General features: G+C 68.2%; 23 protein-coding genes, 1 tRNA gene and 2 pseudogenes. 9 read left to right on the forward strand and 17 right to left on the reverse strand.

Annotated features, from left to right (window positions below):
• Positions 1 to 359: 359 nt before the first annotated feature.
• The 6 genes from thrB to OHA61_RS11630 all read right to left on the reverse strand — a co-directional run bounded on the left by thrB (position 360) and on the right by OHA61_RS11630 (position 6912).
• The gene (gene thrB / locus OHA61_RS11605; protein WP_406303008.1) at positions 360 to 1280 is read right to left on the reverse strand and encodes a homoserine kinase; all 921 of its coding nucleotides are present in this window, start codon (positions 1278 to 1280) and stop codon (positions 360 to 362) included.
• Between the two features lie 297 nt (positions 1281 to 1577).
• The gene (thrC, locus tag OHA61_RS11610) at positions 1578 to 2648 is read right to left on the reverse strand and encodes a threonine synthase (protein ID WP_324973454.1); all 1071 of its coding nucleotides are present in this window, start codon (positions 2646 to 2648) and stop codon (positions 1578 to 1580) included.
• Positions 2649 to 2655: 7 nt separating this feature from the next.
• Positions 2656 to 3957, reverse strand: a complete 1302-nt coding sequence (locus OHA61_RS11615; RefSeq protein WP_406303009.1) for a homoserine dehydrogenase — start codon at positions 3955 to 3957, stop codon at positions 2656 to 2658.
• 97 nt (positions 3958 to 4054) lie between these two features.
• Positions 4055 to 5446, reverse strand: a complete 1392-nt coding sequence (gene lysA / locus OHA61_RS11620) for a diaminopimelate decarboxylase (RefSeq protein ID WP_324973451.1) — start codon at positions 5444 to 5446, stop codon at positions 4055 to 4057.
• Positions 5447 to 5453: 7 nt separating this feature from the next.
• Positions 5454 to 6422, reverse strand: a complete 969-nt coding sequence (gene nrtL / locus OHA61_RS11625) for an ArgS-related anticodon-binding protein NrtL (RefSeq protein ID WP_406303010.1) — start codon at positions 6420 to 6422, stop codon at positions 5454 to 5456.
• Between the two features lie 55 nt (positions 6423 to 6477).
• Positions 6478 to 6912, reverse strand: a complete 435-nt coding sequence (locus tag OHA61_RS11630) for a response regulator (RefSeq protein ID WP_324973445.1) — start codon at positions 6910 to 6912, stop codon at positions 6478 to 6480.
• Between the two features lie 197 nt (positions 6913 to 7109).
• Between OHA61_RS11630 and OHA61_RS11635 the strand changes: the two genes are divergently transcribed.
• A tRNA-Arg gene (locus OHA61_RS11635) sits at positions 7110 to 7181 on the forward strand.
• A gap of 254 nt (positions 7182 to 7435) precedes the next feature.
• Here the strand turns inward: OHA61_RS11635 and OHA61_RS11640 are convergent.
• Together OHA61_RS11640 and OHA61_RS11645 are read right to left on the reverse strand one after the other, a co-directional pair.
• The gene (locus OHA61_RS11640; RefSeq protein ID WP_406303011.1) at positions 7436 to 7732 is read right to left on the reverse strand and encodes a GYD domain-containing protein; all 297 of its coding nucleotides are present in this window, start codon (positions 7730 to 7732) and stop codon (positions 7436 to 7438) included.
• A 249-nt stretch (positions 7733 to 7981) separates the two neighbouring features.
• Positions 7982 to 8900: pseudogene (locus OHA61_RS11645) on the reverse strand (tyrosine-type recombinase/integrase); the annotation flags it as partial.
• A gap of 432 nt (positions 8901 to 9332) precedes the next feature.
• Between OHA61_RS11645 and OHA61_RS11650 the strand changes: the two are divergent.
• The 3 genes from OHA61_RS11650 to OHA61_RS11660 all read left to right on the forward strand — a co-directional run bounded on the left by OHA61_RS11650 (position 9333) and on the right by OHA61_RS11660 (position 12093).
• On the forward strand, positions 9333 to 9848 hold the full coding sequence (locus tag OHA61_RS11650; RefSeq protein WP_406303012.1) for a hypothetical protein: 516 nt from the start codon (positions 9333 to 9335) through the stop codon (positions 9846 to 9848).
• A gap of 267 nt (positions 9849 to 10115) precedes the next feature.
• Entirely contained in the window at positions 10116 to 10811 is a 696-nt protein-coding gene (locus tag OHA61_RS11655) for a transposase (RefSeq protein WP_406303013.1), read from the forward strand.
• Between the two features lie 781 nt (positions 10812 to 11592).
• Positions 11593 to 12093 carry a DUF6233 domain-containing protein gene (locus OHA61_RS11660; protein ID WP_406303014.1) on the forward strand — a complete coding sequence of 167 codons (501 nt, stop codon included), beginning with the start codon at positions 11593 to 11595 and terminating at the stop codon, positions 12091 to 12093.
• 322 nt (positions 12094 to 12415) lie between these two features.
• Here the strand turns inward: OHA61_RS11660 and OHA61_RS11665 are convergent, their stop codons facing one another.
• From OHA61_RS11665 to OHA61_RS11685, 5 genes and pseudogenes are all read right to left on the reverse strand, one after another.
• On the reverse strand, positions 12416 to 12943 hold the full coding sequence (locus OHA61_RS11665) for a hypothetical protein (RefSeq protein WP_406303015.1): 528 nt from the start codon (positions 12941 to 12943) through the stop codon (positions 12416 to 12418).
• Positions 12944 to 13518: 575 nt separating this feature from the next.
• The gene (locus OHA61_RS11670) at positions 13519 to 13872 is read right to left on the reverse strand and encodes a hypothetical protein (RefSeq protein WP_406303016.1); all 354 of its coding nucleotides are present in this window, start codon (positions 13870 to 13872) and stop codon (positions 13519 to 13521) included.
• Between the two features lie 429 nt (positions 13873 to 14301).
• Positions 14302 to 14820 (reverse strand): hypothetical protein, encoded by a 519-nt coding sequence (locus OHA61_RS11675; RefSeq protein WP_406303017.1) that lies wholly within the window; start codon positions 14818 to 14820, stop codon positions 14302 to 14304.
• A gap of 113 nt (positions 14821 to 14933) precedes the next feature.
• Positions 14934 to 16910, reverse strand: a pseudogene (locus OHA61_RS11680) (diguanylate cyclase domain-containing protein); the annotation flags it as partial.
• A 503-nt stretch (positions 16911 to 17413) separates the two neighbouring features.
• Positions 17414 to 17950: a multiprotein-bridging factor 1 family protein gene (locus tag OHA61_RS11685; protein WP_406303018.1), complete on the reverse strand. Its 537-nt coding sequence runs from the start codon at positions 17948 to 17950 to the stop codon at positions 17414 to 17416.
• Between the two features lie 616 nt (positions 17951 to 18566).
• Here OHA61_RS11685 and OHA61_RS11690 point away from each other — a divergent pair.
• The gene (locus OHA61_RS11690) at positions 18567 to 18749 is read left to right on the forward strand and encodes a hypothetical protein (RefSeq protein WP_406303019.1); all 183 of its coding nucleotides are present in this window, start codon (positions 18567 to 18569) and stop codon (positions 18747 to 18749) included.
• A gap of 65 nt (positions 18750 to 18814) precedes the next feature.
• Here OHA61_RS11690 and OHA61_RS11695 read toward each other — a convergent pair whose 3' ends face one another.
• A complete protein-coding gene (locus tag OHA61_RS11695; RefSeq protein ID WP_100661309.1) occupies positions 18815 to 18889 on the reverse strand; it encodes a 50S ribosomal protein bL37 in 75 nt (24 codons plus the stop codon).
• Positions 18890 to 19006: 117 nt separating this feature from the next.
• On the opposite strand from OHA61_RS11695, the gene OHA61_RS11700 reads away from it, so the two are divergent.
• The 4 genes from OHA61_RS11700 to OHA61_RS11715 all read left to right on the forward strand — a co-directional run bounded on the left by OHA61_RS11700 (position 19007) and on the right by OHA61_RS11715 (position 22829).
• Positions 19007 to 19360 carry a hypothetical protein gene (locus OHA61_RS11700; protein WP_406303020.1) on the forward strand — a complete coding sequence of 118 codons (354 nt, stop codon included), beginning with the start codon at positions 19007 to 19009 and terminating at the stop codon, positions 19358 to 19360.
• 94 nt (positions 19361 to 19454) lie between these two features.
• The gene (locus tag OHA61_RS11705) at positions 19455 to 20549 is read left to right on the forward strand and encodes a molybdopterin-dependent oxidoreductase (protein ID WP_406303021.1); all 1095 of its coding nucleotides are present in this window, start codon (positions 19455 to 19457) and stop codon (positions 20547 to 20549) included.
• Positions 20550 to 20581: 32 nt separating this feature from the next.
• Positions 20582 to 21934, forward strand: coding sequence for a rhodanese-like domain-containing protein (locus OHA61_RS11710; protein WP_406303022.1), 1353 nt, complete (start codon positions 20582 to 20584; stop codon positions 21932 to 21934).
• A gap of 43 nt (positions 21935 to 21977) precedes the next feature.
• Positions 21978 to 22829, forward strand: a complete 852-nt coding sequence (locus OHA61_RS11715) for a sulfurtransferase (RefSeq protein ID WP_406303023.1) — start codon at positions 21978 to 21980, stop codon at positions 22827 to 22829.
• A gap of 29 nt (positions 22830 to 22858) precedes the next feature.
• On the opposite strand, the gene OHA61_RS11720 is transcribed toward OHA61_RS11715, so the two are convergent.
• The 3 genes from OHA61_RS11720 to OHA61_RS11730 all read right to left on the reverse strand — a co-directional run bounded on the left by OHA61_RS11720 (position 22859) and on the right by OHA61_RS11730 (position 26023).
• Positions 22859 to 23608 (reverse strand): phosphate ABC transporter ATP-binding protein, encoded by a 750-nt coding sequence (locus tag OHA61_RS11720; RefSeq protein WP_406307322.1) that lies wholly within the window; start codon positions 23606 to 23608, stop codon positions 22859 to 22861.
• Positions 23609 to 23786: 178 nt separating this feature from the next.
• Positions 23787 to 24728 (reverse strand): sortase domain-bontaining protein, encoded by a 942-nt coding sequence (locus OHA61_RS11725; protein ID WP_406303024.1) that lies wholly within the window; start codon positions 24726 to 24728, stop codon positions 23787 to 23789.
• Positions 24725 to 26023, reverse strand: coding sequence for an Ig-like domain-containing protein (locus tag OHA61_RS11730; RefSeq protein ID WP_406303025.1), 1299 nt, complete (start codon positions 26021 to 26023; stop codon positions 24725 to 24727). Before OHA61_RS11730 ends, OHA61_RS11725 begins: the two co-directional genes overlap by 4 nt.
• Positions 26024 to 26033: the final 10 nt, after the last annotated feature.

Here is a 26033-nt window from a genome sequence, read left to right on the forward strand (position 1 = left end):
GACGTCGGCCTTCTGGCTCGGCGACCGGTTGTGCTGTCCGACAGCGGTTGCGTATCGCGAACCGATGCCGGGGCGGTGGTCCCGCCGGATAGAACGGCGGAAAGAGATTCAGTGCAAGGTCCGGCCCGAGGTCCCCCTGCTCGGCCCACTCCTGGAAAAGCGAGGGTTTCGTGCCGGTTCCGGAGCGTGCTCGAAACTGCTCAGGCAGGCTGCTCAGGCAGTTGGGGAGGCTCCCGGAAGAATGTTGGTCCCGAAGGGGGACACGAAGCTCCGCGCCACAAAGACGTCAGGTGCAGACTTGAGGTTAACACTACCGGCTCCAACAAACATTCCCCCTCTCCCTCACCGGCAATCTCGTGTCACTGCGGGGCGAGCGGCAGAACGCTCGCTCCCGCGGCGTCGAAGGCGAGCCGGTTGGCCGCCCAGCCCTCGCCCGCCAGCCGTGCGACCTTGTCGGCCACACCGTCCTCGGTCAGCGCAAGGACCGTGGGGCCCGCGCCGGAGATGACTGCAGGGACGCCGTCGGCCCGCAGTCGGTTGACAAGGTCGACGCTCTGCGGCATCGCCGGGGCCCGGTATTCCTGGTGGAGCCGGTCCTCCGTGGCGGGAAGCAGCAGCTCAGGACGCCTGGTCAGCGCCTCCACCAGCAGGGCGGCCCGGCCCGCGTTGGCGGCGGCGTCCACATGGGGGACCGAGCGCGGGAGCAGCCCGCGTGCGGTCTCGGTGAGCACCGCCTTGCTGGGCACGAAAACCACCGGAACGACGGAATCGGACGGGTCCATCCTGATGGCGCGCGCCACTCCCCCGTCGGTCCAGGCGAGCGTGAATCCGCCGAGCAGACACGCGGCGACATTGTCGGGGTGTCCCTCGATCTCGGTGGCGAGCTCGAGCAGTGCTGCGTCGTCGAGCTTGGCGTCGCCCCCTATGGTCACCGCGCGGGCGGCGACGATGCCGGCGCAGATGGCCGCCGACGACGAACCCAGTCCGCGCCCGTGCGGGATGCGGTTGGCGCAGACGACCTCGAGGCCGCGCGGCTGCCCGCCGAGCAGGTCGAAGGCCGTGCGCAGGGAGCGTACGAGCAGATGACTCTCATCGCGGGGCAGCGATGATGCGCCTTCGCCCGCGATGTCGATGTGCAGACCGGAGTCCGCGACCCGTACGACGACGTCGTCGTACAGCCCCAGGGACAGGCCGAGGGCATCGAAGCCCGGGCCGAGATTGGCGCTGGTGGCGGGGACGCGCACTCGGACGGCGGCGGCGCGGAACGCTGGACCGGCCATCGCTCGATGACACTCCTTGGTTCTGGCTACGAGATTTTTTCGAGATCTGTGAACAAGAGGTGCGAACACCCGTGGGCCTCAATGGCAACAACACCGCGGCATATGCGGCGGGGCGGGTTCGGTACAGCGTATCGAAGGAAGGTTCAGTGGCGACATAGGGCGCACAGGAGGCGCACGATGCGTGTCGCAGGCCTCCTGTGCCCCTACGTACGCCGATGTCCGGCTTGCCTTGCTTTCCCCGGGGCTTTCGGGCACTTCCGGGACGGCGGGTTTACGCCATCCCGTCGGAGTGCGGGTTTACGCCAGACCGAGCCGCTGGGCGGCGGCTGCCGCGTCGACGGGCACGGTGACCGGCTGGGGCGCTCCGGCGACGGCCCAGTCCGGGTCCTTGAGGCCATTGCCGGTGACGGTGCAGACGATTTTCTGGCCCGGGTCGACCTTGCCCTGCTCGGCCGCCTTCAGCAGACCGGCGACCGACGCGGCGGACGCAGGCTCGACGAAGACGCCCTCCTGCGAGGCCAACAGCCGGTAGGCGCGCAGGATCTCACGGTCCGTCACCTCGTCGATGAAACCGCCCGACTCCTCGCGCGCGGCGAGCGCCTGCTGCCACGAGGCGGGGTTGCCGATCCGGATCGCCGTAGCGATCGTCGAGGGGTCCTTGACCACTTCGCCGCGCACGATCGGGGCCGAGCCGGAGGCCTGGAAGCCCCACATCCGGGGAGTGTGCGTGGACATCTTGTCCGCGGCGTACTCCTTGTACCCCTTCCAGTACGCCGTGATGTTGCCGGCGTTGCCGACGGGCAGCACATGGATGTCGGGGGCGTCACCGAGCGCGTCGACGATTTCGAACGAGGCGGTCTTCTGGCCCTCGATACGGAACGGATTGACCGAATTGACCAGCGCCACAGGGTAGTTGTCGGACAGAGCGCGAGCGAGATTCAGGCAGTCGTCGAAGTTTCCGTCGACCTGAAGGATGCGCGAGCCGTACACCAGCGCCTGGCCCATTTTGCCCAGCGCGATCTTGCCCTGCGGCACGAGGACCGCACAGACCATTCCCGCCCGTACGGCATATGCGGCGGCCGACGCGGACGTGTTGCCGGTGGAGGCGCAGATGACCGCCTGCGCGCCCTCCTCCTTGGCCTTGGTGATGGCCATGGTCATGCCGCGGTCCTTGAAGGACCCGGTGGGGTTGGCGCCCTCGACCTTGAGGTGCACCTCGCAGCCCGTGCGCTCGGAGAGGACATTCGCCGGGACGAGCGGCGTGCCACCCTCACCGAGCGTGACGACCGGCGTCGTGTCCGTCACCGGGAGTCGGTCCCGGTACTCCTCGATGATGCCGCGCCACTGGTGGGTGCCGTTGGTCGTCATGGGTCCCTTACTCCCCTTCAACACGCATGATGCTGGCGACACCGCGCACGGTGTCGAGCTTGCGCAGCGCCTCGACGGTCCCGGAAAGGGCGGCGTCGGGCGCGCGGTGGGTGACGACGACGAGGGAGGCCTCGCCGTTTCCGTCCTGTCGACCTTGCTGACGGACCGTGTCGATGGACACGCCGTGCTCGGCGAAGACCGTCGCGACCTGGGCGAGCACGCCCGGCTTGTCGGCCACGTCGAGACTGATGTGGTACCGCGTCACCACGTCGCCCATGGGGCTCACGGGCAGCTGGGTGTACGCGGACTCGCCCGGTCCGGTGGACTCGGCGAGCCTGTTGCGGCATACGGCGACGAGGTCGCCGAGTACCGCGGACGCGGTCGGCGAGCCGCCCGCGCCGGGACCGTAGAACATCAGCTGCCCGGCGGCCTCGGCCTCGACGAAGACGGCGTTGTACGCCTCGCGGACGGAGGCGAGCGGGTGGCTGAGCGGGATCATCGCGGGGTGCACGCGGGCCGTGACGGACTGCCCGTCGGCCGCGCGCTCGCAGATGGCGAGGAGCTTGACGGTGCAGCCCATGCGCTTGGCGGAGGCGATGTCGGCGGCGCTGACGTCGGTCAGGCCCTCGCGGTAGACGTCGTCGAGGCGTACGCGGGTGTGGAAGGCGATCCCGGCGAGGATGGCGGCCTTGGCGGCGGCGTCGAAGCCCTCGACGTCGGCGGTCGGGTCGGCTTCCGCGTATCCGAGGGCGGTGGCCTCGTCCAGGGCCTCGGAGTACCCGGCCCCGGAGCTGTCCATCTTGTCGAGGATGAAGTTCGTCGTGCCGTTGACGATTCCGAGCACCCGGTTGACCTTGTCGCCGGCCAGGGACTCGCGCAGCGGCCTGATCAGCGGAATCGCACCGGCGACCGCGGCCTCGAAGTAGAGGTCCTTGTCATGTTCCTCGGCGGCGGCGTAGAGCGTCGCGCCGTCCTCGGCGAGCAGCGCCTTGTTGGCGGAGACGACCGAAGCGCCGTGCTCGAAGGCGGTGGTGATGAGGGTGCGAGCGGGCTCGATGCCGCCGATGACCTCGATGACGACGTCGATGTCGCCGCGTTTGACGAGGGCGGTCGCATCCGTGGTGATGAGGCCCGGGTCGATGCCTTCGCGCACCTTGGAGGGGCGGCGGACGGCGACACCGGCGAGCTCGACGGGGGCGCCGATACGGGCCGCGAGGTCCTCGGCGTGCGTCGTCATGATGCGCGCCACCTCTGAGCCGACCACTCCACAGCCCAGCAGCGCCACCTTCAGCGGACGCGTACGCATCATCCGACCTCGCTTCTCATTACCTCTACGGTGTGGACCAGTCTCACTCACCGGACGGAAGTTTCTATCCCCCGTCCGGCATGCGAGACATCTATCTCAACTATCCGACGTCAAGACGCAGGAGATCTTCCTCCGTCTCACGCCGGACGATCACCCGCGCCTCGCCGTCGTTCACGGCGACGACGGGCGGGCGCAGTGCGTGGTTGTAGTTGCTGGCCATGGAGCGGCAGTACGCGCCGGTCGCGGGCACGGCGATCAGATCACCCGGCGCGAGGTCGGCGGGCAGGAACGCGTCCTTGACCACGATGTCGCCGCTCTCGCAGTGCTTGCCGACCACACGGGCGAGCATCGGCCCGGCGGTGGACGTCCGCGACACCAGGGCGACGCTGTACTCGGCGTCGTACAGCGCGGTGCGGATGTTGTCGGACATGCCGCCGTCGACACTGACGTAAGTACGCAGACCCTCGAGCGGCTTGATGGTGCCGACCTCGTACAGGGTGAAGGCCGTGGGCCCGACGATCGCGCGGCCCGGCTCGACGGAGATCCGGGGCGTACGCAGCCTGGCGGCCTCACACTCACGAGTGACGATCTCGCCCAGCGCCTTGGCGATGTCGTGCGGCTCGCGCGGGTCGTCGTCGGAGGTGTACGCGATACCGAGACCACCGCCGAGGTCGATCTCGGGCAGCTCGATGCCGTGCTCGTCGCGGATCTCGGCGAGGAGGCGGACGACGCGGTGGGCGGCCACCTCGAAGCCGGAGGTGTCGAAGATCTGCGAGCCGATGTGGGAGTGGATGCCGATGAGCTCGATGCCGTCGAGCCTGAGGGCGCGGCGTACGGCCTCGGCGGCCTGACCGCCCGCGAGCGGGATGCCGAACTTCTGGTCCTCGTGCGCGGTGGCGATGAATTCGTGGGTGTGCGCCTCCACTCCCACGGTCACCCGGATCTGCACGCGCTGGCGCGTACCGAGCCGCTGGGCGGTGTGGGCGACGCGGACGATCTCCTGGAAGGAGTCGACGACGATGCGCCCGACGCCGGCCTCGACGGCCCGGTCGATCTCTTCCTGGGACTTGTTGTTGCCGTGGAAGGCGATGCGGTCGGCGGGCATGCCGGCGTCGAGAGCGGTGGTGAGCTCGCCCCCGGAACACACGTCCAGGTTGAGCCCCTCCTCCTTGAGCCACCGCACGACGGCCCGCGACAGGAAGGCCTTCCCCGCATAGAAGACGTCGGCGTCCTTGCCGAAGGCATCGGCCCAGGCACGGCAGCGGGCACGGAAGTCGGCCTCGTCGAGGAAGTAGGCGGGGGTGCCGAACTCCTCTGCGAGCCGCGTCACTTCGATGCCGCCGACGGTGACGACGCCGTCGTCGTTGCGGCCGACCGTGCGGGCCCAGACCTTCTCGTCGAGGACATTGAGGTCGGCGGGCGGGGCGGTGTAGTGACCTTCGGGCAGGACGTCTGCGTGGCGGGGCCCGGCGGGGTGTGCGGAACGGCTCATTCTTCTCTCACAGGTAGTCAGGGGCGCTGATGCCGAGCAGGGACAGGCCACCGGCGAGCACCGTCCCGGCGGCTTCGGCGAGCGCGAGCCGGGAACGGTGGGCGGCCATGGGTTTCTCGTCGCCGAACGGCAGGACGTATGGCTGGAAGGCGAGAAGGGCGTCGGCGGTGCTCTCCAGATGCCGGGCGAGCCGATCGGGCGCGCGCAGGCGTGCGGCGGAGGCGAGGACGGCGGGGTGGTCGCCGATGGCGGTGGTGAGAGCGGGGGCGTCGACGTGCTGCTGCGGGTCGCCGGCGAACCCGAGCTCTTCGGCATTGCGGGTGAGGGCCCTCGTACGGGAGTGGGCGTACCGGACCCGGAAGAGCGGATTGCGCTCGTGCTGCAGAAGGAGGTCGGGCCCCGCCGGCGGCCGGTCGTGCGCGGCAACCGAGAGCAGGGCCCAACGGGCGGCATCGGGACCGAGCCGCTCGAGAAGGTCCTGGGCGGGGGCGGGCACGACATGCAGGGTTTCGGGGTCGCCGTGTGTGACGTCGGCACCCTGGGTGCGCAGGAGCCCCAGGACGGTCTCGGCCCAGACGCGGGCGCGGAGCTCGTCGGCGGGCCGGAGGCGTACGGAGCGGCCGGCGGCCCAGTCCCCGTGCCCGTAGGCGATGCCCCGCTCCAGCACCTGCCGTACGAGGGCTTGCTGGACGCCTGCGTCGAGGGTGAAGTTCAGAAACCCCGGTCCGGTGATCTCAACGCGGGCGATCCCGGGGCTGTGCGCCATCCGCCGCCGCAGCTCCTCGGCAATGGCGCGCGGTTGCTGCCGCGCCGGGCCGGCGAGCCGCAGGGCGACATTGGTGGCGTAGTCCCCCCGGCCCCCCGGCCGCGGCCGCTCGACACTGACGCTCTCGGGCACGGGCGCATGCAGCACACCGTCCTGGACCGCGCGGCACACGGCGTGCAGCACGGTACGAGAGAGCTCGGCGGGGGTCACGGGACAAGCGTATGGGAGGGAGGGGGGCCCTTCGCGAACCGGTTTCGCGATGCGGTCAGCCCCGTGCGCTTTCCGCCCGCCCGGCACCATGCCTGCCGTCGACGGACGGCGGGCCCTCCCGATGCATCAACTGCCGTACGAGCCGGACCAGCTCGGCGGGCTCGAAGGGCTTGGCGAGAAAGGCATCGACACCGGCGGCGAGGCCGCTCTCCACCTCGTACTGCGTGCACGCACTGATGATCGCGACGGGCAGATGCCGGGTCCGCGGATCATCCCGCAGCCGCGCGGCGGTGCGCAGCCCGTCGAGACGCGGCATGACCACATCGAGGGTGACGACATCGGGACAGACGCGATGTACGACCTCCAGGCACTCGGCACCATCGGCCGCGGTCACGACCTCGAAGCCCTCCAGCTCGAGATTGACCCTGATCAACTGCCGGATGACCCGGTTGTCGTCGACAACGAGCACACGGCCGGACGCCCCTGACACAACTCGAGAGTAGGTCTGCGGGCAGGGCCGCGTCCGGGTTTTGCCGACTTCTACCCCGCGCGGACGCCGCGAGGGAGGCCGCGCGGCGGCTCGGGGCGTGGCTCGCGGCGCGGCTCGGGAAGGTGGAAATACCTGTTCACGGGGACCGTGTGTGAGCTGGTAGGGTTCTACCCGTCGCCGCCGAAACGCGGCGGAACGCCCCCGTAGCTCAGGGGATAGAGCAACGGCCTCCGGAGCCGTGTGCGCAGGTTCGAATCCTGCCGGGGGCACCCTTTATGAGGTGCCCAAAGACCCCGCCATCAGCGCTTTAGCTGAGAACGGGGTCTTCGCGTATGTGCAGCCGTATGCCACTCAAAGCCGCCGTATGTCGGCGTCCGTGGACTATTCGTGGACAGGAAAGCGGGTCATCCGCGCAGGTCGGCCCGCGACATAGTGGCCCCGGGGACAGATCCAGGGGCTTCGGAGTGTCCCGCCCTGGGCGGATCACTCGTCCTCTGGAAACAGGTCCTCGATCTGAAAGGCCTCAGCCCGTGGCTTTGGCGATGATGCGGTCCATCTCCTCCTGGCCGAAGGCCCGCAGTGTGGTGGAGCGGACGTTGCCCAACCCGGAGACCTGCAGGAGCACCGCAGTGGCGGTCTCGTCATCGGGCGCCTCGACGACGGCCACGATGTCGTACGGACCGACGGTCCAGAAGAGGTTAAGGATCTTCACCCCCAGCTTCTGTGCCCCCGCGGCGAAGGCCTCGGCGCGCTGCGAGGTGTCCTTGTAGCCCCGGACCCCCTGATCGGTCCAGTTCAGCAACGAGACATACGTCGGCATGGTCTTTCACCCCTATGAAGGAGACACAAAACATCGTCGATCAATTCTGAGCACCATGCGCGTAATGCGCATTTAGAAGCACGCCGGACGAGTGATACGAGCGATGAGCAATACTCCTCAAGCAGTTGCCAGCTCGCCAGCACGAACCAAGGTTTTGACCGGAGCGCCGACGGCAACGAGGTCGGTTTGCGACATGGCGAAGGCCCCCGGACAGATCCAGGGGCCTCGGGACATACCGCAGTGGGTGTGTCACTCGTACTCACGTAACAGATCCTCGATACGGCGATTGGCGACCTCCTGACGGCCGTCGAGGCACTTTGCGTACCGACTGAGCAGCACCTCAACACTGTCGCCCGCGCGCTCCGCAACCTCGGTCGGGTCCACGCCTGCGTTGAGCCAAGTGGAGAGCGCGGAGTGCCGCAGCTCGTACGGACGCTTGGCCAGCGGCGAAGCCACCCCGGCCGGCGGGAGAGCCAACGTCCGGGCTTCCTGCCAGGCCCGGTAGTACGTGGATGAGGCAACCACTCCCCCGCCTTCGCTGAAGAACAGCCGTCCATCAGCGGCCGTGCCGAAGGTCTCCACCTGTTCGCGAAGAAGCGCCACGAGCTAAGGCGGAATCGGAGCGCGCCGTACGTCCTCGGCCGGACGGTTCTTCAGCCCGCGGTCGTCGTGACTCTCCCCGGAGTCGGTCGGTCCACTGCTTGCCAGCGCTAGGTCGGGTGCGATGCAGCAGCGCGGTGCCCCAACCGGACTCAGGCAACGCAAGATCAGACTCCGCCAGGCCCACCACCTCGGCAGGGCGAAACCCGCCGAAGTACATCCCGGCGAACAGGCCGACGAGGCGTCGACCACGAGCCCTGCGATAGCCACCGACGTACGAAACGGCGTGCAGCAGAGATCGCGCCTGCTCAGGATTGGCAACAACCCGAGGGTCCACTTCGCTGGACACCTTGGGCTTCTGCCAGCGCACCGCAGACAGCGGATTCTCCCGAAACTCCCCCAGGTCAACCGCGTAGTGCACGGCATTGACGAGAGTCCGACGCTTTCGGCGCACAGTCTCGGCAGCCGCTGCGGTACCGTCCAATTTGATCTTTAACGAATCAAGCACTGCCCGCCCGACAACGGGGTCCCCGAGGTCGGAGAGCGGCCGGGACGCCTTAGCCACCCAAGGTACCCGCAGCCAGATGAGGCACTGTCAGTAGACGTGACAGTTGGAGGACCGAAGTCCCCAACGCCAGCAGATGAGTTGGCCCCTTGATGAGGTCTTTGGTTTCGGCCAGTGCTACTCGTCGCCTCACTCGCTCCGCCCTCAAGGGAGTGGGGAGGTTCAACGAGCGCCCCGCGCTTCTCGACCAGGCCGCCGACTCGTGGAGTGCGCGGCTCAGGGCCGCTCGCTATGTGGCACATGAGGCAACGCATGCGCCATTTAACGTGCCTGACGAGTACCTGCGAGCCAACGTGAGGACACAGTCTTAGCAGGCGTCTGGCGCGGCACGAGCAAGAGCCGCAGCGGCAACTCGCGGCGGAAAACAACGTCGGTGAACGGGCCGGTCGATAGATTTCGACACATGGTTTCATTCAACTGAGTGGAGTACTTCCTGTGAACCGTAAGGAAATCATCGGTGGCACGTTCGCAGCCCTGATGCTGGCGGGTGGGTTTGGCGCATATACCGCCATGGCATCCGTACCAAACACAGGCGGTACGATCCACGCTTGCACGCCCAGCAGCGGTGCATTTCGTTCCGTTTACATTATCAACTACGACGCGGGCGCTCGCTGCACCGGGAGTCAAACGCATCTCCAGTGGAACCCGACCCACGGCGCGGTCGCGGTCGTTCGAGTGACCGCCACCGACACGTCGCCCACGATTGTTGGCACCGAGGGTCCGAACAACATCTACAGCTACGTCCCCGTGGCCGAGTGCCCGGAGGGCTACGTGGCGACCGGCGGCGGCTGGAAGGACTCGACCGTAGACCTGCCCATTCCGTCGGCCGCATTCGACGGGCCTACGGCTGACGGACTGGGCTGGCAGGGCCACGTTCGCTCAGCCCTGGGCGCCGGAACCCTGGACATCGGCGTCACGGTCATCTGCGAGCAGGGAACCACTTCCCCGTAAGTAGCTGTTGTCGTTCCGATCTTGAGGGGTGTGCGTCGAACGAGAGTCTCGATCGGGTGGTTGCCGCCCGCTGCGGGCATGAAGGCAGGGCCTCTTGATAGCTCGGGGTTGCGAAGCCAACCGAGATCCAGGAGACCCTGTTGCCGCAAGTTGTACGTGCTCGCGCCGGTGGAGTTCAACTCGGTTGCACCGTCGTGTGATTGTGTCGCTCACCGGTTCGGGAATGCGGCCGATCACCCGGAACGTGTTCGGCGGTATCCCTCGGACATGACGGACGCGGAGTGGGCCGTGTTCCGGCCGCTGCTGCCGGTGCCGGGCTGGTTGCGCGGCCGGGGCGGGCAGCCGGAGGCGTACTGCCACCGGGCGATGCTGGATGCGATCCACTACCTGGTGGACAACGGCATCAAGTGGCGGGCCATGCCCGGGGACTTCCCGCCGTGGGATCGGTTTTATGCGTTGTTCCGTCGCTGGCGCGATCAGGCGCTGGTCAGGGAGTTCCACGACCGGCTGCGCGCGAGGATCCGCGAGAGGCTGGGGCGGGATGCGGAGCCATCGGCCGGGTTGATCGACTCGCAGTCGGTCAAGGCGGACGCCGTCGTCGGCTCCGACAGCCGCGGCTTCGACGGCGGCAAGCTGATCAACGGGCACAGCAAAGCCGATCACGGCCACCGTCAACCATCAGCTGGGATCGAAGTGTCAAGCATCCAACGGGACCGGACAATCACCTTGAGAGGTCACGCGGACAGAGTTTCCCTACGTCTATCAAGGCTCGCTGCGCTCGCTGCCCGACCCGGGTCCCATCGCAGACCAGCCACACCGGTCGGACGTGCGCCATGCCTGCCATGTGGCCGAGTGGCCCCAGAAGACAGCACGGACACTAGGAGTACCGCGCCCGGGGAAGAGGCGGACGCACGGGAGAACACCACATTGGACGCTCGGGCGTCTGCATTCCCGACCTCCTGAACTGCGGTAGCAGTCTGATCAGAGGTCAGAGGGTGCCGCGCACAGCGCGGCGGCGCCAGCCGGGCGCCCGCCGCCCCGCTCCCCGAACTGTCTACGCCACCGGGGGCGCGGCGGGTCGCCCGCCCGCGCCCACAAAGGGGCGAAAGAACCAGGCCGGGGGTGGGGACGGACGGCTCCACGGCTTTACCCCCACTCCCCGATTCGGGACCCGCGTCGAGCAAGACCAGGGGGCCACTCGGACACATTGCGGGCAGGGGTGAAGCCTGCCCGAGTAGCTGGCAAGCGTTCAGCGACAGAAGACTCATTGGGTTCGGAATCCGCCTGACCTTGCGCCATCCAATCACTGCCTTGCGCTGGCGTATTCGCAGGCGGAACGTCTGGGATCTCAGGGGGCGAAAGTGCGACATGCTCGATCCGATCTTGGGGCGGATGCAGCACATTTGCGCTGTAATCGAACTCCACGGCCCCGACCTCGTAGCCGGCCGAGCGGAGGAGTTACTCCGGCGTTGCGATCACGTCGTAGAGGTGGCCATGGACTGGTCCCTAGAGCCGTCTGCCCAACATCGGATCAAGGACGAAGGCCCGCGCATCCATGAAGCGAGCCGACTATTCGCCGAGGCTGCAAGGCCCTTCCTCGACGACGGTGATGATCCAACCAGTGCCAGCGCGGCGTAGGGATCGGCTCTGCCAGGCGAGCCCCGCTGCGGGTGAGCATGACCGGCAGTCCCGCACCGGGGTCCGGCCTGTGGGACTACAGGTGGCACGGACTGGGCGTTCGTAGGTGTCCGCACGTGGACTGGAGCTTCTCCGCTTCCTCGAACGTGTCCAGCTCCAGCAGCTCGACCTGACACGGCGCTGGCTCCAGCAAGAGGAGGACCGAGCGCACCGTGCCGCCCATGTCCCGCCGCCTCCACCAGACTGGCTGATCGAGTACGGCATCGGAGTCGGTCGCCTGCCGTGCCGCGTCCATGTAGGTACCTGCACCATGCGCGGCGCTCGCTCACGGCCGGCCAGCCGAGAGGAAGCGCTCCGGGCGCTGACCGAGCATGTCGAGCCCTGCACGATAGTCGCCCCGATCGAGAGCTTGGCGTGCTGTGACCGGCGAGCCGTCGCAGCCTGGAGGCATGAGCCACCCGCCGATAGTCGTGCACCGGATCAGCCCGCCAGGGGGCAGACGGGTCACGGTGCGCGATCAGATCATCGGCCTTGCGCACGCCGATACGGATCTACTGGAGTTCCTCAGGCGGGCGGGACTGCCAGACGCTGGGGTACTGCTCGATGACCCCACATGGGCTGAGTGGATCAACGATCGAGCGCACGAGTATGAAACCCCTGGAGATCGAGCCTTGACTCGGCTGCCGGGCAGCGTGATCGGCTAAGCACGCAAGGCTGATCGCGTAAAGTCCCCGTTTTCCGACGACATCAGTCGCTCACACCAACAGCAGCAAACTGAGGCGGATCGCGGCGGACCTCTACGGTTCATCGACCGCGAGCTTCCTGCCATAGAACAGGGCAGGGAGTGACACCCGATCGACCTGATAAGGATGTAGCCGCTGATTCAATTCCTGTTAGCCCGATGCCGACGGGGTGCATTTTTTCATGCACTAAGCGCCCCCCGAGCATCTCCCTATATCACGCACCGCTGCGACGAACCTTGTTCCGTATTGCGCCTCATTTACATTCAGCAGATCACATAGTCTGCCATCTGAAAAGTCCGCATAGAATGATTCGCTCCAGCTGGCCCAGTCGTCACAGGAATCGGCTTCGCTGTAGCCTTTTAGTGCGAAGGTCCCGTCATTAGGTCTGCATTCAATGAGTTCCTGGAGGGTGATGTACGCATAGTCGAGGAAGTTGAGCTTTCTCAGCAAGGCAGCCTCTACCTGTACCCTTTCTTTCCAATTAGTGATTTCATTCAGTGAAATCCCGCTATTCAAATGGTGCGCCAGGGTGGAATTTTCGCCTGACGCTAAGAATTGATCCCACTCCAAGAGTCGCTGATAGACTCCATCAACGCGAGCATTCGCAGTCTGCTTCTCTGCCTCTTTCGATTGTCGCGCCGCCTCGTCCGCCTGTCGCGCATTAGATTCAGTTTGCCTACCTAGAAAAAACAAAGTAACGAGCGTGAGTATCACTAGGGCGAAATGCGCAGCCAGTGTGCACCACTGGAACAGTGACGAGCCCCCAGCTGGCGTGGGTGCCGGGTCTGGGTTGGGGGGAGATCCGCCTGGAGGCGTAGGAGTCGGATTCGACGGAGGCCCTGAAGGAGTTGGGATAGGCGGGCCTGGAGGGGACGGATTAACAGAGGTCACGATTCACCGCCATGAAGCGACGAGCTCCGAGTGTGCGGGCGAGACCGTACCCATGCGCTTTGATCGATAAAGGCTGGCGCCTATCGAAAACTGATTCGACCCGCGAACGAAACGAAGTGTGGGGACACGTTCCTGATGCAGCCGCGAAGCGCCTAACAGCAACGTCGCACAGCAACCACGGCAACAGCGTCCATCCGTTAGCGTCCCACCAGGGCCTCGAAGCGACCGGATGACCTTGCTTACGGGTCCCGCTAGAGCTGCGGATCTGATGCACGTGCCACAACCGCGCCAGATCGGGCGGGAGTCAGGGGGAAATCCGGTGGCTGGCAGGGGCAGCAGCCAGCATCCGTCGAAGTCGTCCTGCCGCAAGTCAGAGCCCAACTCGCCCCACCTCGCTCCTAAAGCGGTGATTCCTCGCCTGCCTGCCGTACGCCCATGCAGGCCACCAGTGCGCCGCCGTCTGTGGTGAGGAAGAAGGTGAAGATCCATGCCCGATCGGCAGCTGTGATCTGTCCGAGGCGCACCGGTTGGTCATGCTGGCGGAGGAGCTGCACCGCTCGTTCCAGCCCTAGAGTCTCGATGCCCTGCCGCCGCATGTTCCGAAGTCGGATCTTAAAGACCTGGGCATGCCGCTCCGCAGGAAGGGTCCCGTCCCACACAACGTGGGTAGCGCCGTTGAGGAGGGCAGCCAGGGCAGCCTCGGACGCCTCGTCGTCACCGGCCAGCAGCCGCACCAACAGATGCCGTTCCATAGTCACCCCCGCCGGGATCCTGCGGTACAGCAGTGCAGTACCGCAACCGCAGCAGCCCTATTCGGCCGGTAGCGCGCCGCCCGGGCCGTACAACGACCGGGAATGGCCATCGCTGACCGATCTCGCTAGGGCTACGGATCGGCGCTTTCTAGGCGCCGTTCACCTGCGATGGGTGTGGGATTTGAACCCACGGTGACCTGGATGGCCGCGGATGGGAAATACGCGAACCGCTGTGGGCGCTCATTCAGATGAATGAACAACACCCCGAATCTCACGGCAAGTTGGTCACGAACCTCGCTCGGGATGCGCATACCGCACCAACGACAGGGAGACCATGAAGCAACGTGTTGATTCTTTACGGCCCTTAGGCTCGAAAGATCGCCTGTGACCAGCATGAATGCAGAACTCCCACTGGAGCACTAGGGCGTATCACGGGACGGGGGGAGGTTGCGCCTGCTGGGCTGCGCCTGTCGCGGTCCTGGCGCCCAGAGACAGAGCCTTCATGTCATCAGGGTCACTACGGCGCAGCGCGTACAGCTTACCCATCGCCAGCAGGCTGGGACCCCAGAGAAATAGCGAAAGCCACCACATGTCCTTGGCCACGTAAACGCCGACGACGAGCATGGCGACACTGATCACGGCGCTGAGGTACAAACCGGTCATCCGGAGTGCGTGCTGACGCTTCTCCTGCTCCAGTCGCACCATGCCTTCCGCAGCGACCCTGGCGTTCTCTTCAGCACGTGCGGTGGCCTCGCGCTGCATGTCCAGCTGCCTGAGGCGGATTAGGTGCTCCCGCTTTAGCTGGGGTTCCAGCGCTTCGAACGCAATTTTGAGTTTCTCCGGCCCGCCGAGGGCGGCGCCCCACTTCATGGCGATGTCCAGGCCCGCCGCGACGACGGGATCGTCCTGAGGGAGGGGCAGAGCACTGCTGTTTTCGTCCGTACTCACAGCCGGGCGCCTCCGTCGCCGTTTCCTGCTGGGGCATATTCGAGTTCGGTCGGCTCGGGAGGCGGCCCGAGCCGTACAAGGAGTCGGGCGAGGGTATGCTCCAGCGTCTCGCCGGCAGCTCTGGCCACCGCAGGAGTCTCGTCCTGCATATGTGGTGCGTATCGCTCGACCCGGTCCTTCCCCCAACTCTTAGCGCGGTACATGGCCCGGTCGGCGTTGCGCAGCAACTCGCTCGCGGCAAGCCCCGGCTCAGCGAAGGCGACTCCGATGGACACGGTGACCTTGACCTCTCCGCCATCGATGGCGGAGGGCTGGGACAGAGTGATTCTCAGCCTGTGAGCGAGCTCGAGGACGTTCTGCTCGCGGGCCGAGTGGTCGCGGCTACTGCTGTCCACGACGAGAGCAGCGAACTCGTCGCCGCCAAGACGGGCCACGGTGTCCTCGTTCCCTACGTTTTGCTGGAGTCTGCGGGCGGCCTGGACGAGCAGCTCGTCCCCGGCCTGGTGCCCGATCGTGTCGTTGACGGCCTTGAAGCCGTCCAGGTCGATGTAGAGGATCGCCGTGCCGCGGTCGGAGGCGCGGCGGCCGGCAAGTGCCTGCTGGACGCGCTTGGTGAACAGGGCACGGTTGGGCAGGTTGGTGAGCGGATCATGCTCGGCGTTGTGCTGCAACTGCGCCTGCAGGCGCAGCCTCTCAGTCACGTCCCGGCTGTTGAAGATGAGGCCGCCGTGGTGACGGTTGACGGTGGACTCCACATTGAGCCAGCCGCCCTCGCCGGACCGGAAGCGGCACTCGATGCGGGTGGTGGGTTCCTCCTGGGGGCTGGCGGCGAGGAAGCGACGCACCTCGTGCACCACGCAGCCCAGATCCTCCGGGTGGATGAGATTGGCCAGTTCGGTGCCCACCAGCTCCTCGGCGGACCGTCCGTAGACCCCGGCGGCGGCCGGGGAGACGTACCGCAGGACACCATTGGGCGCGGCGATCATGATGACGTCGCTGGAGCCCTGCACCAGGGATCGGAAGTGGTTCTCCTGCTGCGCCAGTTCCTGGGTGAGGGTGATGTTGTCGATCAGCATGATGCCCTGGCGCACCACGAGGGCGAGCACGACGGTGGTGCCGGTGAAGAGCACCACGCGGTCCACGCTGCGGCCGCTGAGGACGTTGTAGAGAATCCCCAAGGTGCAGACGACGGCCGCGAGATAGGGCGTGAGCGCGGCCAGCGAGCCGGTGATGGGCCGGGTGGCCGGATACAAAACGCGACGGTCGTCGCGGTCGTGACCATCCAGATGACCCAGACGCCCGCTCACACGATCGGCTCCCTCCGGATGCCCGCCCCGGGGCGCGGCCCAGGGGGTATACGACAGGAGCAGCGAGCCAGCGAACCAGCCCGCGTCTAGGATCTGGCCCGAGTGGTAGCTGCTGTGCAGCAGCGGCGAGGTGAACAGGACGTCGCACATCACGGTCAGCGCGAGCGCCCCAATCGAGGTGTTGACCGCGATGCGTCTGACCGCCGAGCGCCGGAAATGCAACGCAAGCACTATGGAGACCAGCGCGATATCCAGCAGCGGGTACGCCAAGGACAGCGCGGTGTGCACCACGCTGAATCCCTCGAACTTCACCGCCAGGGCGAGGCTCCACGACAGGGTCAGCAGCGAGCCGCCGAACAGCCAGGCGTCCAGCCCGAGACAGACCCAGCCCGCCCTCGTCACCGGCCGCTTGGCAAGCACCAGCAAGCCCACGATGGCCGGCGGCGCGAAGCACAGGAAGAACCCGTCGGCATAGGTGGGACTGGGCACAGGCCGCTGCAGAACGACCTCGTACCACCCCCAGACCAGGTAGCCCAGGGCCGCCATGGCCGAGGAGAGCGCGAACAGCAGCCAGGCCAGCCGAAACCGGATACTGCGTCGACGGGCGTAGAGGAAACAAGACACAGCCGCCGCGCCAGACGCGGCGCTCAACCCGAAGTCGCCCATGATCAAGGCGGCTTCACCCGACCCCCAGCCGACCGCGGAACCGACGGCGTATCCCGCGCACAGCAGGACAAGAACGAGCAGTGCGTACCATGGCAATCCGCTGCCGGGAGCCTGCAGACGCGATGCCGATGCCCCGCTGCCGGACTCCAGCGGGCGAATCCGATAGTGACGAGTGCCCACAGCCCCCCTCACGGCTACTTGCACAGTGCCGAGGCTCCAACTCCAAAGAGATTGGTGGGTCCCGTCTGCTGGCGTGGCATATCGACGGCCACTCGGCGACCTCGTTCTTACAAGCTACGCAGCGGCTTCCGCGCACGGGACGGAATTGACGGTTTCTAACCCGATCGAGTGAAGGCGGCCCGTCCCGCTGGGCGCCTTGCCCGGGCACCGGCACCCGCGTGTGCTGCGTGGTCTGGGTTGTCGGCGTGGGCAGCACGGACAGCAAGTCGCGGAGCCATCCCAGCGGTGCGCCCCTCGGCCCGGCCAGCTACGCCACCTGCAGAGGCCGTGTGCATGCCGTCGGACAGACTTCGGGCAGACCAAGCGCCCTGAAGACCGTCGTCGCCGCCAGCCGACCCGCGGATCACGACCTGCATTCCTGGGGGGCCAACCGCAGCAGTTCAACGATCCGCGATGTGTAATCGGAAAGAGTCGCTCGGTCTCCTCCAGCCACGACACCATGGCCGCCACCCCCGGAACCTGGCCACCCGACACCACGACGATCGGGCAACCAACCCCCGGTCAGCAACCACACAGGTCAAACCCGGAACCGTCAGCGTGCTGTAGAAGTTGACCTCGACCGCCTCTGCCTCCAGTCGCGCATAGTCCCGGAACCACGCCGGATGCCTGACCCTCGCCCGGGCCTTCGCCCGCGCCACGTCATCCTTGGTTGCCTTCAACAGGCCGCCGGCGCCCAGCAGATCGTCCGCCGCGTCCAGCAGCTCCGGCTGTGGGGTCCTGCGCCCGCGCTCCAAGGAAGAGATCAGGTCCTCGCTGTACCCCAGCCTGTCTCCGAGCTCCTTCTGCGTCCAGCCGGCCCGCTCCCGCAGCAGCTTCAGCTGTTTGCCCACCGCCCGGTTCAGATCCGCCGCGCCGTCCACGTCTTCCGGCGGATCGGGGCGGCGCTCAGCGCCCCTCTGATGAGTACCGTCCGTCATGATCACAACCGCCCAACACGCTTACCCGCCCGGCCGGTTACCTCCGCCATCCCGGACAGGCAACCGAACGTACCGGTACGCGCACCCTCCGCACCGATGGCTGACCTGGTCAGCGTAGGGGCATCCGGCCACGCTCTGTCACATGAAGTCGGAAATCCATGTGCCCCAACTCGGCGCCCCCGCAGCTCGCTTCAGCCAGCGGCTCGGTTCCGCCCGGCGCGGCGCCCGCCTCGCACGCGTGCTCGCCGTCCAACAGCTCACCGACTGGGGCTGGGCAAGGGACAGCGAAACGGTGACATCCGCGGGAAACGGCTGCCTGCTCCAGCACCCGATCCTCAGCCGTCGGACGAGTACGGGCGCGGGCTGCTCCTCGTCGAAATGCCTGGCGACGCGGTGGGGGTCGCTCCGCGCCTGCCATCGGGCAAGACCGTTTGGCTGAGGTTCAGGAACGGCGATGCATGCCCGGTCGGGCGCGTAGGTCGAGCCTTCCGAGCCCCGAAAGGGCAGGTCCCTGAGCTGGGGAGCCCTGTGGGCGGGTTCGAATCCTGCGGATTCGCCTCGCCGTAACCACGCGCGAAGGTGGAGGATGGGAGTGAGCGAGTGAAGGAGGCCCGTCATGAAAACCGGAGCCTCGGAATCGGATTACGACACCTGGCTGTATTCGCACACCCCGTCGCAGGCCGAGGGCGAGCGTGACGAACCAGGCGAGCGCAGTGCCGTGGAAGTGCACCCGGACGTGCCCAGGACCGAGCCGTCGCAGGCCGAGGGTGAGCGGGTGGAGGACGTTCCGACCAGGTGACCGCAGCGCCGGGAGTGGCCACTGGGTCGCTCCCGGCTGCCTGGGGCCCGCCGGTGACTGTCGGGTCAGGCGTTGGGGCGCTTGCCGTGGTTGGCCTTCTTCTTCTTGCGGGCGCGTCGCTTGTTGCCTCGTTTTGCCATGGCGCATATCTCCCTCATCCAGGACTTTGTCTGCCTTCGCCAGCTTATTTCGGGGTGCTGCGACCGGCCACGCGACGCACGCTGGACTCATGGCCCCGCACGTGTGGAGGTGAGTCCATGAAGCTCCGCAAGGTGTCACCCGGGTGGGGGGAGCCCCTTCAGCCGCCGCCCGGCTATTTCGGGTCCGAAGGCGGCGTGCCCGACGAGGCGCGGCGGCGTCTCGTTCTCGACTGGGCGGTGAATCAGCGGATCGCGAGCGGATGGCGGGTGGAGTCCCGCTCCGAGAGCCAGGCGGTTCTGGTCCGGGGTGAGCCGGTGAACCATGTGCTGCACGCCATCCTCACCCTCGTCACCTGTTTTCTGTGGGGCATCGTGTGGGTCGTTCTCGTCGCGACGAACACGGTCGAGCGGGTCGCGCTCACTGTGGATGCGCAAGGAAGCGTCGTCGCCGTGCATGCGCCCCTGTCCTAGGTCGGATGCCCACGCGAGCGGGGCCGACCCCCGGACGCAATACTGGAAGCGACCCTCGTCGTGCTCCCCATGAGCCCGACGGAAGGTGCTGCCAATGACCGCATCGGCGATTCCCCACGGGCCGGGGGCCACGGCCTGGGCACCCGAGACGGTGACGGCCGAGCCGTACAACGCGCAGACGCCCTCGGCCGCGCTGGCCAAGCCGGTCACACCCGTCGGTGCCTTCTTCGTACGCGATCACTTCGGCGTACCGCGCACGACACCCGGGCGGTGGCGGCTGCGGCTCGGCGGCACCGTGGCCGCGCCCTTCGACATCGGTTATGACGAGCTTCTTGCGATGCCGCGCCGCGAGCTCGACGTCGTACTGGAATGCGCCGGCAATGGCCGCAGCCTGATGACACCGCGCCCGCCCGGTCTGCCGTGGGGCCAACGGGCGGTCGGCTGCGCGCGTTTCGGGGGCGTGCCGTTCCGTCTCCTCGCCGCCCGGGCGCGGATCGGGCCGACGGCGCTGGAAGTCGTCTTCGCCGGAGCCGACTCTGGTACCGTGCACGGCCGCCGGACCGCCTTCGAGCGCAGCCTCCCGCTCGCCGTGGCCCTGCACCCGGACACGCTCCTTGCCACGCACATGAACGGTGAGCCGCTGGCGCCCGAGCACGGGGCGCCGGTGCGTCTGGTGGTCCCCGGCCAATTCGCGGTCGCCGATGTGAAGTGGCTGGTCGGGGCGCGGGCCGCCACGGAGCCGTTCACCGGCGTCTTCCAGGCCGAGGAGTACGTCTACGTGGCGTCGCGAGGCACGCCCGACGGGCCCGTGACCACCCTGAGGGTCAAGTCAATGATCACCTCGCCCGAGCCCGACTCGGCCGTACGGCGCGGTCATGAGACCGCCGTACGGGGCCGGGCCTGGTCCGGTGGCGGGGTCCCGGTGCGGCGGGTCCAGGTGCGGGCCGCGTACGAGGAAGAAGAGGGATACAGCGACGGGGGCTGGCGGGACGCCGTGCTCGGAGCGTCGGCCGGGGCGTACGCCTGGACGGAATGGTCCTGCCTGTGGACGCCCGCGCGGCCCGGCCGGTACCGGCTGCTCGCCCGCGCGACGGACGAGCACGGCCAGGTCCAGCCGTCCCGGGCGCCGTGGAACGCCCACGGGTACGGCTGCAACCCCGTCGCATCCGTCGAGCTGGTCGTCGTATGAGCGCCCCCGGGGCAGTGAGCAGAGGTGACGGTATGAGCGCTATCGAGATCATGACCACCGCGTCGCTCGGTGACAGCAGCTATCTCCTCGTCAGCGGGGACGAGGCCGCGCTGGTCGACCCCCAGCGGGACAGCTGGGGGCTCATGGAGTCCTGTACGTCCAGGGGGGTGCGCATCCGGTACGTCCTGGAGACGCATGTGCACAACGACTACGTCTCCGGTGCGCTGGAGGTTCGCGCGGCGACCGGCGCCACGGTGGCGGGGCCTGCCCGCGCGCCGTACGCGTTTGATCATCTGCCGCTGGCCGAGGACGACGAGATCGTCGTCGGAGGCGCGACCGTGCGGGCGATGGAGACGCCCGGGCACACGGCGGAGCACACCTCGTACCTCGTGTTCGACGACCCGCGCCTGGCGCCGACGGCCGTCTTCACCGGAGGCAGTCTGCTCGTCGGCGGCGCGGGCCGCACCGACCTCTCCGGTGAGGAGCGTACGGAGGAGCTGGCCCGGGCGCAGTTCCGTTCGCTGAGGCGGCTTTCTCTGCTGCCGGATACCACCCGCGTGCTGCCGACGCACGGAGCGGGCAGCTCCTGCGCGGCCGGACCGGTGTCCGGGAACAGGACGACCACCATGGGCACCGAGCGGCGCAGCAACCCGACGCTGGCCATCGAGAACGAGGAGAAGTTCCTCGGCGAGCGGCTGTCGGGGCTGCCGCCGTACCCCGCGTACTACCGCTACATGGCGCCGATCAACCGGGCCGGTCCCGAGGTGCTCGGTGGCCGGCCCGAGCTGCGGCCGCTCACGCCGGGCATGGTGGAGGGGCTGGTCGGGGGCGGTGCGCAGCTCGTCGACGGCCGCGACCGCAGAAGCTTCGCCGCGGCGCATCTGCCCGGGTCCCTCTGCGACGAGCTGGACGACCGCTTCGCGAGCCTGGTCGGCGAGGTCGTCCCGTTCGGCGCGCGCCTGGCGCTGGTGCTGCCGGAGCCGGAGGAGGAGGCGGCCGACGAGGCGATGATGCAGCTGCTGCGGATCGGATACGAGAACGTCGCGGGATATCTGGCGGGTGGCGTGGACGCCTGGCGGGCCGCCGGCCGCCCGGTGCGTTCCTTCCGTACCGCGGACGTGGCCGAACTGGCGGGACACATCGCCGAACGGCGGGTGCTCGACGTACGGCCGGACCGCCCCGAGGGCGGAATTCCCGGCACGCTCGCCGTTCCCCTCGCCGAACTGCCGCGACGGCTCGGTGAGATGCCGAGGGACCGCGAGATCTGGACGGTCTGCGGGACCGGCCGCCGGGCGATCATCGCGGCGAGTCTGCTCGACCGGGTCGGCATCCCCGTGACCGCGGTGATCAGCGGCGGGGTGAGGGACCTGACGCCTCAAGCCTGAGAGCACAAAGAGCACAGAGAGCAGGGAGAGAAGGGAGAAGACCATGGGCAGCAGCGGCTACGCCCACCCCGAGACACTGGTGGACACCGAGTGGCTGGCCGCCCACCTCGACGACGGCACGGTGCGCGTCATCGACGTGGACGAGGACACTTCGGCGTACGAGCAGGGCCATATTCCCGGCGCCGTCGGCTGGAACTGGGCCAGGGACCTGCACGCCGCCGTCGGCCGCGACTATGTGGACCGCGAAGCGCTCGGGCAACTCCTCGGCAGGGCCGGGGTGGAGGACGACACCACCGTGGTGCTGTACGGGGGCAACAACAACTGGTTCGCGGCGTACGCCTACTGGATCCTGCGGCTGCGCGGCTTCAACAGAGTGAAGCTGCTCGACGGCGGCCGCAAGAAGTGGGAGCTGGAGGCCCGCGAGCTGACCCAGGAGGTCATGGACCGCCCGCGCACCGGCTTCACGGTCTCGGGACAGGAGAACCCGCAGTTCCGAGCCCTTCGCGCCGAAGTGCTGGACAGCCTCGGCAGCTCCGCCCGCATGGTCGACGTACGCTCCCCGGAGGAGTACCGGGGCGAGAAGCTGGCGCCCCCGCATCTGCCGCAGGAGCAGGCGCAGGTCCCCGGCCACATCCCCGGCGCGGCCAACGTCCCCTGGGCGCAGGCGGCCAACGACGACGGGACGTTCAAGTCCGCCGAGGAGCTCAAGGAGCTCTACGCGCGCAAGGGCATCACGTCCGACCGCGAGATCATCGCCTACTGCCGTATCGGAGAGCGCTCGTCGCACACGTGGTTCGCGCTCCACGAACTGCTCGGCTACCCGGACGTCAAGAACTACGACGGCTCCTGGACTGAGTACGGCTCGCTGGTGCGCGCTCCCGTCGAGATGGGATGACGCCTCCGGCGCGTACGCCCGGACAGGACCTATCCGAAGCGGCCCTCCACATAGTCCGCCGTCCGCGGGTCCGAGGGCGCGGAGAACATCGCGGGTGTGGGGCCGTGTTCAACGATCACGCCCGGGGTGCCCTGTTCGGCGAGGAAGAAGGCGCACTGGTCGGAGACGCGCGCCGCCTGCTGCATGTTGTGGGTGACGATCACGATGGTGACCTCGTGGACCAGCTCGCGGATGGTCTCCTCGATGCGGCGGGTGGACGTGGGGTCCAGCGCCGAGCAGGGCTCGTCCATCAGGAGCACCTTGGGGCGGATCGCCAACGAGCGGGCGATGCACAGGCGTTGCTGCTGGCCGCCGGAGAGTGCGCCGCCGGGCTGGCGCAGCCGGGTGCGGACCTCCTTCCACAGGCCTGCCTTGGTCAGGCACTCCTCGACGAGGTCGTCCTTGGCGCCGCCGCCGAGCCGGACGCCGGTGAGTTTCAGCCCCGCGGTGACGTTGTCGTAGATCGACATCGCCGGGAAGGGATTCGGCTTCTGGAACACCATGCCGACCCGGCGGCGCGCCTCGGTCAGGCGCTGGCCGTTCGCGTAGATGTCCTGGCCGTCGACCAGCACCTCGCCCGCCAGTGAGGCGGACGGGACGAGTTCGTGCATGCGGTTGAGGATGCGCAGGAAGGTCGACTTGCCGCATCCGGAGGGGCCGATGAGGGCCGTGACCAGGCTCGTCGGCATGGTCAGCGACACGCGGTCGAGGACTTTGTGGTCGCTGAACCAGGCCGAGATCCTGCGGGCCTCAAGGGTCGCCCCCGTTGCCCCCGTTGCCCCGCTCGCGCCGGTCGTCTCGGCGCTCGCGGCGCTCGCGGCGCTCCGGAAGCCGTCGGCCTGCGCCGGAAGCGGGAGGGTGGTCTCGGTCTGGGTTGTCTGGTCGCTCACGGCACGTCCTTGTTCGGCGGAGACTCGATCACAGAAGGTTGGGGAGGAGCAGCGCGGCCTGGTCGGCGACGGCCAGGCCGAGGGCGCCGAGCAGTGGCACGCCCACCACCCAGGTGTGCCGCCGGCCCCAGCGGGCGTGCGCCCAGGCGACGGCCGCGGCCGCCAGCACCAGCCCCTGGCCCCACAGCACGAGCGGCAGCCAGGCCGTCTGCTGCACAGCCATCGGCTTCTCCTCCTCCGGCAGGGCGCCGGACGGAACGGCGGGCGCCGGAGCGGGCTGTACGTCCGAGACCAGGTCCGCGTCCACCCGCAGAATGCCGCGGGGCATGAACGGCGTGCCGTCGGCGGTGATGAGGGTGAGCCGGCCCCGGCCCCCGGTAAGGGCCGGGGGCTGGGGGTCGCCCTCCCGGCGCGGGCCGATGACCCTGTACGTGTGCTTCCCCTGGCCCGTCGTCACGGTGAACCTGTCCCCGGCGGTCAGGTCCTCCAGGCGCCGGAAGGGCCCCCCGTAGGTCGCCTGGCGGCCCATGATGACGCTGACTCCGGCCTGGCCGGGCAGGGTGGTGTCCCGGCGGTGGCCCGCCCCGCGGGCCAGGTCCTCCGCCGTGGTTCCCTCGCGGACGACTTCGCGCAGCCGGAGTACGGGGATGTCGAGGAGCGCCACCGGATCACCGTGTCCCGGCGCCAGGCCGCCGCCCGAGGACCGGCCGATGGGCGCGACGCCATTGGCCAGTTCGGCCCGGAAGCCGGCGTAGTCGACCTGCCGGTCGCGGGCGTGCCGGAGGTCGCCGACGAGAGCGACGTCGACGACGAATCCGAGCAGCAGCGCGGCGAGAATGCTCAACGCCGTGCTGACGACGCGCAGTCGGGGCCCGGCGGCCGGACGGCCGGACGGCGCGGGGCCGCCGGATGTGCCGCGGACGGCAGCGCCGTCCGCGGTCACGGCGTCGGCCAGGGCCGGTGCCGTCATCCGATCCTCCGTGACACCGAGGTGGCGTAACCCCAGGCGTATCCGGGGCGCTTGGCCGTGATGGTGACGGTGAGCAGGTGGCCGCGGTCGGCCCTGGTCGGGTAGTAGGTCACGCGGGTCGCACCGGTGATCGTCCGCCCGTCGCGCTTCCAGGTGTAGCTGTACGTGGTGGCGGCGGGGGTCCAGGTGCCGGGCCTTGCCGTCTGCCGATAGCCCACCCTGGCGGTGCCGGTGATCGAGGGCCTCGTCACGTTCTTCAGCGCCGGGCCCGCAGCCACGGTCACGACCGGGCTGGTCGAGGTCGTACTGCCGGTGCTGTTGCTCGCGATCGCCCGGCAGGCGGTCTTGTGGTTGTAGTCGGCGGCGACGAGGGGGCGGGTGCGCGCGATGGCACCACTGATCACCGCGCCGTCGCGGAGCCAGAGGTACTTGATCGACGTCGCGCCGCTGAAGGCCACGGTGCAGGTGGCCGTATAGCCGACCTTGAGGGTGCCGGTCACCTTCGCCGGTGTGACGACCGCCGGCGGCTTGATCTTGACCGTGTACGAGAGGGCCGCGGAGGCCGATGTGCCGTACGCCGCCGGGTCGGACGGTGTGAACTCCGCCTTGAGCGCGTGTGTGCCGACGGCCAGAGTGGTGATGGACAGGGTGGCCACTCCGGCGGACACCGCGACGGGGGTGCCGAGTTGGGCCGCCCCGTCCAGGAAACGCACCGAACCGGCCGCCTCGGCCGGGGCCACCGTCGCCGTCAGCTTCACGGCGGTGCCCTGGACGACCGGGCTCACCGGAGCCGTCGCGAGGGTGGTCGTGGTCGCCGCTGCGGGAGCGGTGGTCTGGTAGGCGGTGTTGGACGTGAACCACATGGGGGCGGTGAAATCGCCGTACGTCGTCGAACCGAAGGCGGCCCGGCAGGTCAGCGTGAAGTCGTAGCGCCCCTGCAGCGTGGTGAACCCCGCCGTACTGGCGTAGTCCCGCATCGTCTGCGTCAGCGGCACCACGATGCCGCCGGTGGCCGTGGAGCCGTACGTCTCGATCGGTGAGTTGCTCACCACGATCTGGCCCTCGGCGGGGAATCCCGAACCGGCCACGGAGACAATGAGGTTGGTGGCCTCGGCCGGGCACGGTCCGGGGGTGGTCAGCGTGACCCCGCTGGTGTCCGTACCGGTGGCCGGAGTCACCTCCATCGAGCCGAGGACATCGGCCCTGGCTCCGGTGGTGCCGAGCGCGAGCGCTCCGGCGGCGAGGAGGGATGCGAGCGCTACCGACAGCGGTCGGCGTGCGGTGGAGAACTTCATGGTCGGCCTC

This window comes from Streptomyces sp. NBC_00885 (genome assembly GCF_045207475.1).
Classification (GTDB): domain Bacteria; phylum Actinomycetota; class Actinomycetes; order Streptomycetales; family Streptomycetaceae; genus Streptomyces.

Bases quoted from the DNA above. Each gene is read 5' to 3' on its own strand.
- thrB (WP_406303008.1), bottom strand. From the start codon at position 1,280: ATGGCCGGTCCAGCGTTCCGCGCCGCCGCCGTCCGAGTGCGCGTCCCC.
- thrC (WP_324973454.1), bottom strand. From the start codon at position 2,648: ATGACGACCAACGGCACCCACCAGTGGCGCGGCATCATCGAGGAGTAC.
- OHA61_RS11615 (WP_406303009.1), bottom strand. From the start codon at position 3,957: ATGATGCGTACGCGTCCGCTGAAGGTGGCGCTGCTGGGCTGTGGAGTG.
- lysA (WP_324973451.1), bottom strand. From the start codon at position 5,446: ATGAGCCGTTCCGCACACCCCGCCGGGCCCCGCCACGCAGACGTCCTG.
- OHA61_RS11640 (WP_406303011.1), bottom strand. From the start codon at position 7,732: ATGCCGACGTATGTCTCGTTGCTGAACTGGACCGATCAGGGGGTCCGG.
- OHA61_RS11655 (WP_406303013.1), top strand. From the start codon at position 10,116: ATGACGGACGCGGAGTGGGCCGTGTTCCGGCCGCTGCTGCCGGTGCCG.
- OHA61_RS11670 (WP_406303016.1), bottom strand. From the start codon at position 13,872: ATGGAACGGCATCTGTTGGTGCGGCTGCTGGCCGGTGACGACGAGGCG.
- OHA61_RS11685 (WP_406303018.1), bottom strand. From the start codon at position 17,950: ATGACGGACGGTACTCATCAGAGGGGCGCTGAGCGCCGCCCCGATCCG.
- OHA61_RS11690 (WP_406303019.1), top strand. From the start codon at position 18,567: ATGAAAACCGGAGCCTCGGAATCGGATTACGACACCTGGCTGTATTCG.
- OHA61_RS11700 (WP_406303020.1), top strand. From the start codon at position 19,007: ATGAAGCTCCGCAAGGTGTCACCCGGGTGGGGGGAGCCCCTTCAGCCG.
- OHA61_RS11705 (WP_406303021.1), top strand. From the start codon at position 19,455: ATGACCGCATCGGCGATTCCCCACGGGCCGGGGGCCACGGCCTGGGCA.
- OHA61_RS11710 (WP_406303022.1), top strand. From the start codon at position 20,582: ATGAGCGCTATCGAGATCATGACCACCGCGTCGCTCGGTGACAGCAGC.
- OHA61_RS11715 (WP_406303023.1), top strand. From the start codon at position 21,978: ATGGGCAGCAGCGGCTACGCCCACCCCGAGACACTGGTGGACACCGAG.
- OHA61_RS11725 (WP_406303024.1), bottom strand. From the start codon at position 24,728: ATGACGGCACCGGCCCTGGCCGACGCCGTGACCGCGGACGGCGCTGCC.
- OHA61_RS11730 (WP_406303025.1), bottom strand. From the start codon at position 26,023: ATGAAGTTCTCCACCGCACGCCGACCGCTGTCGGTAGCGCTCGCATCC.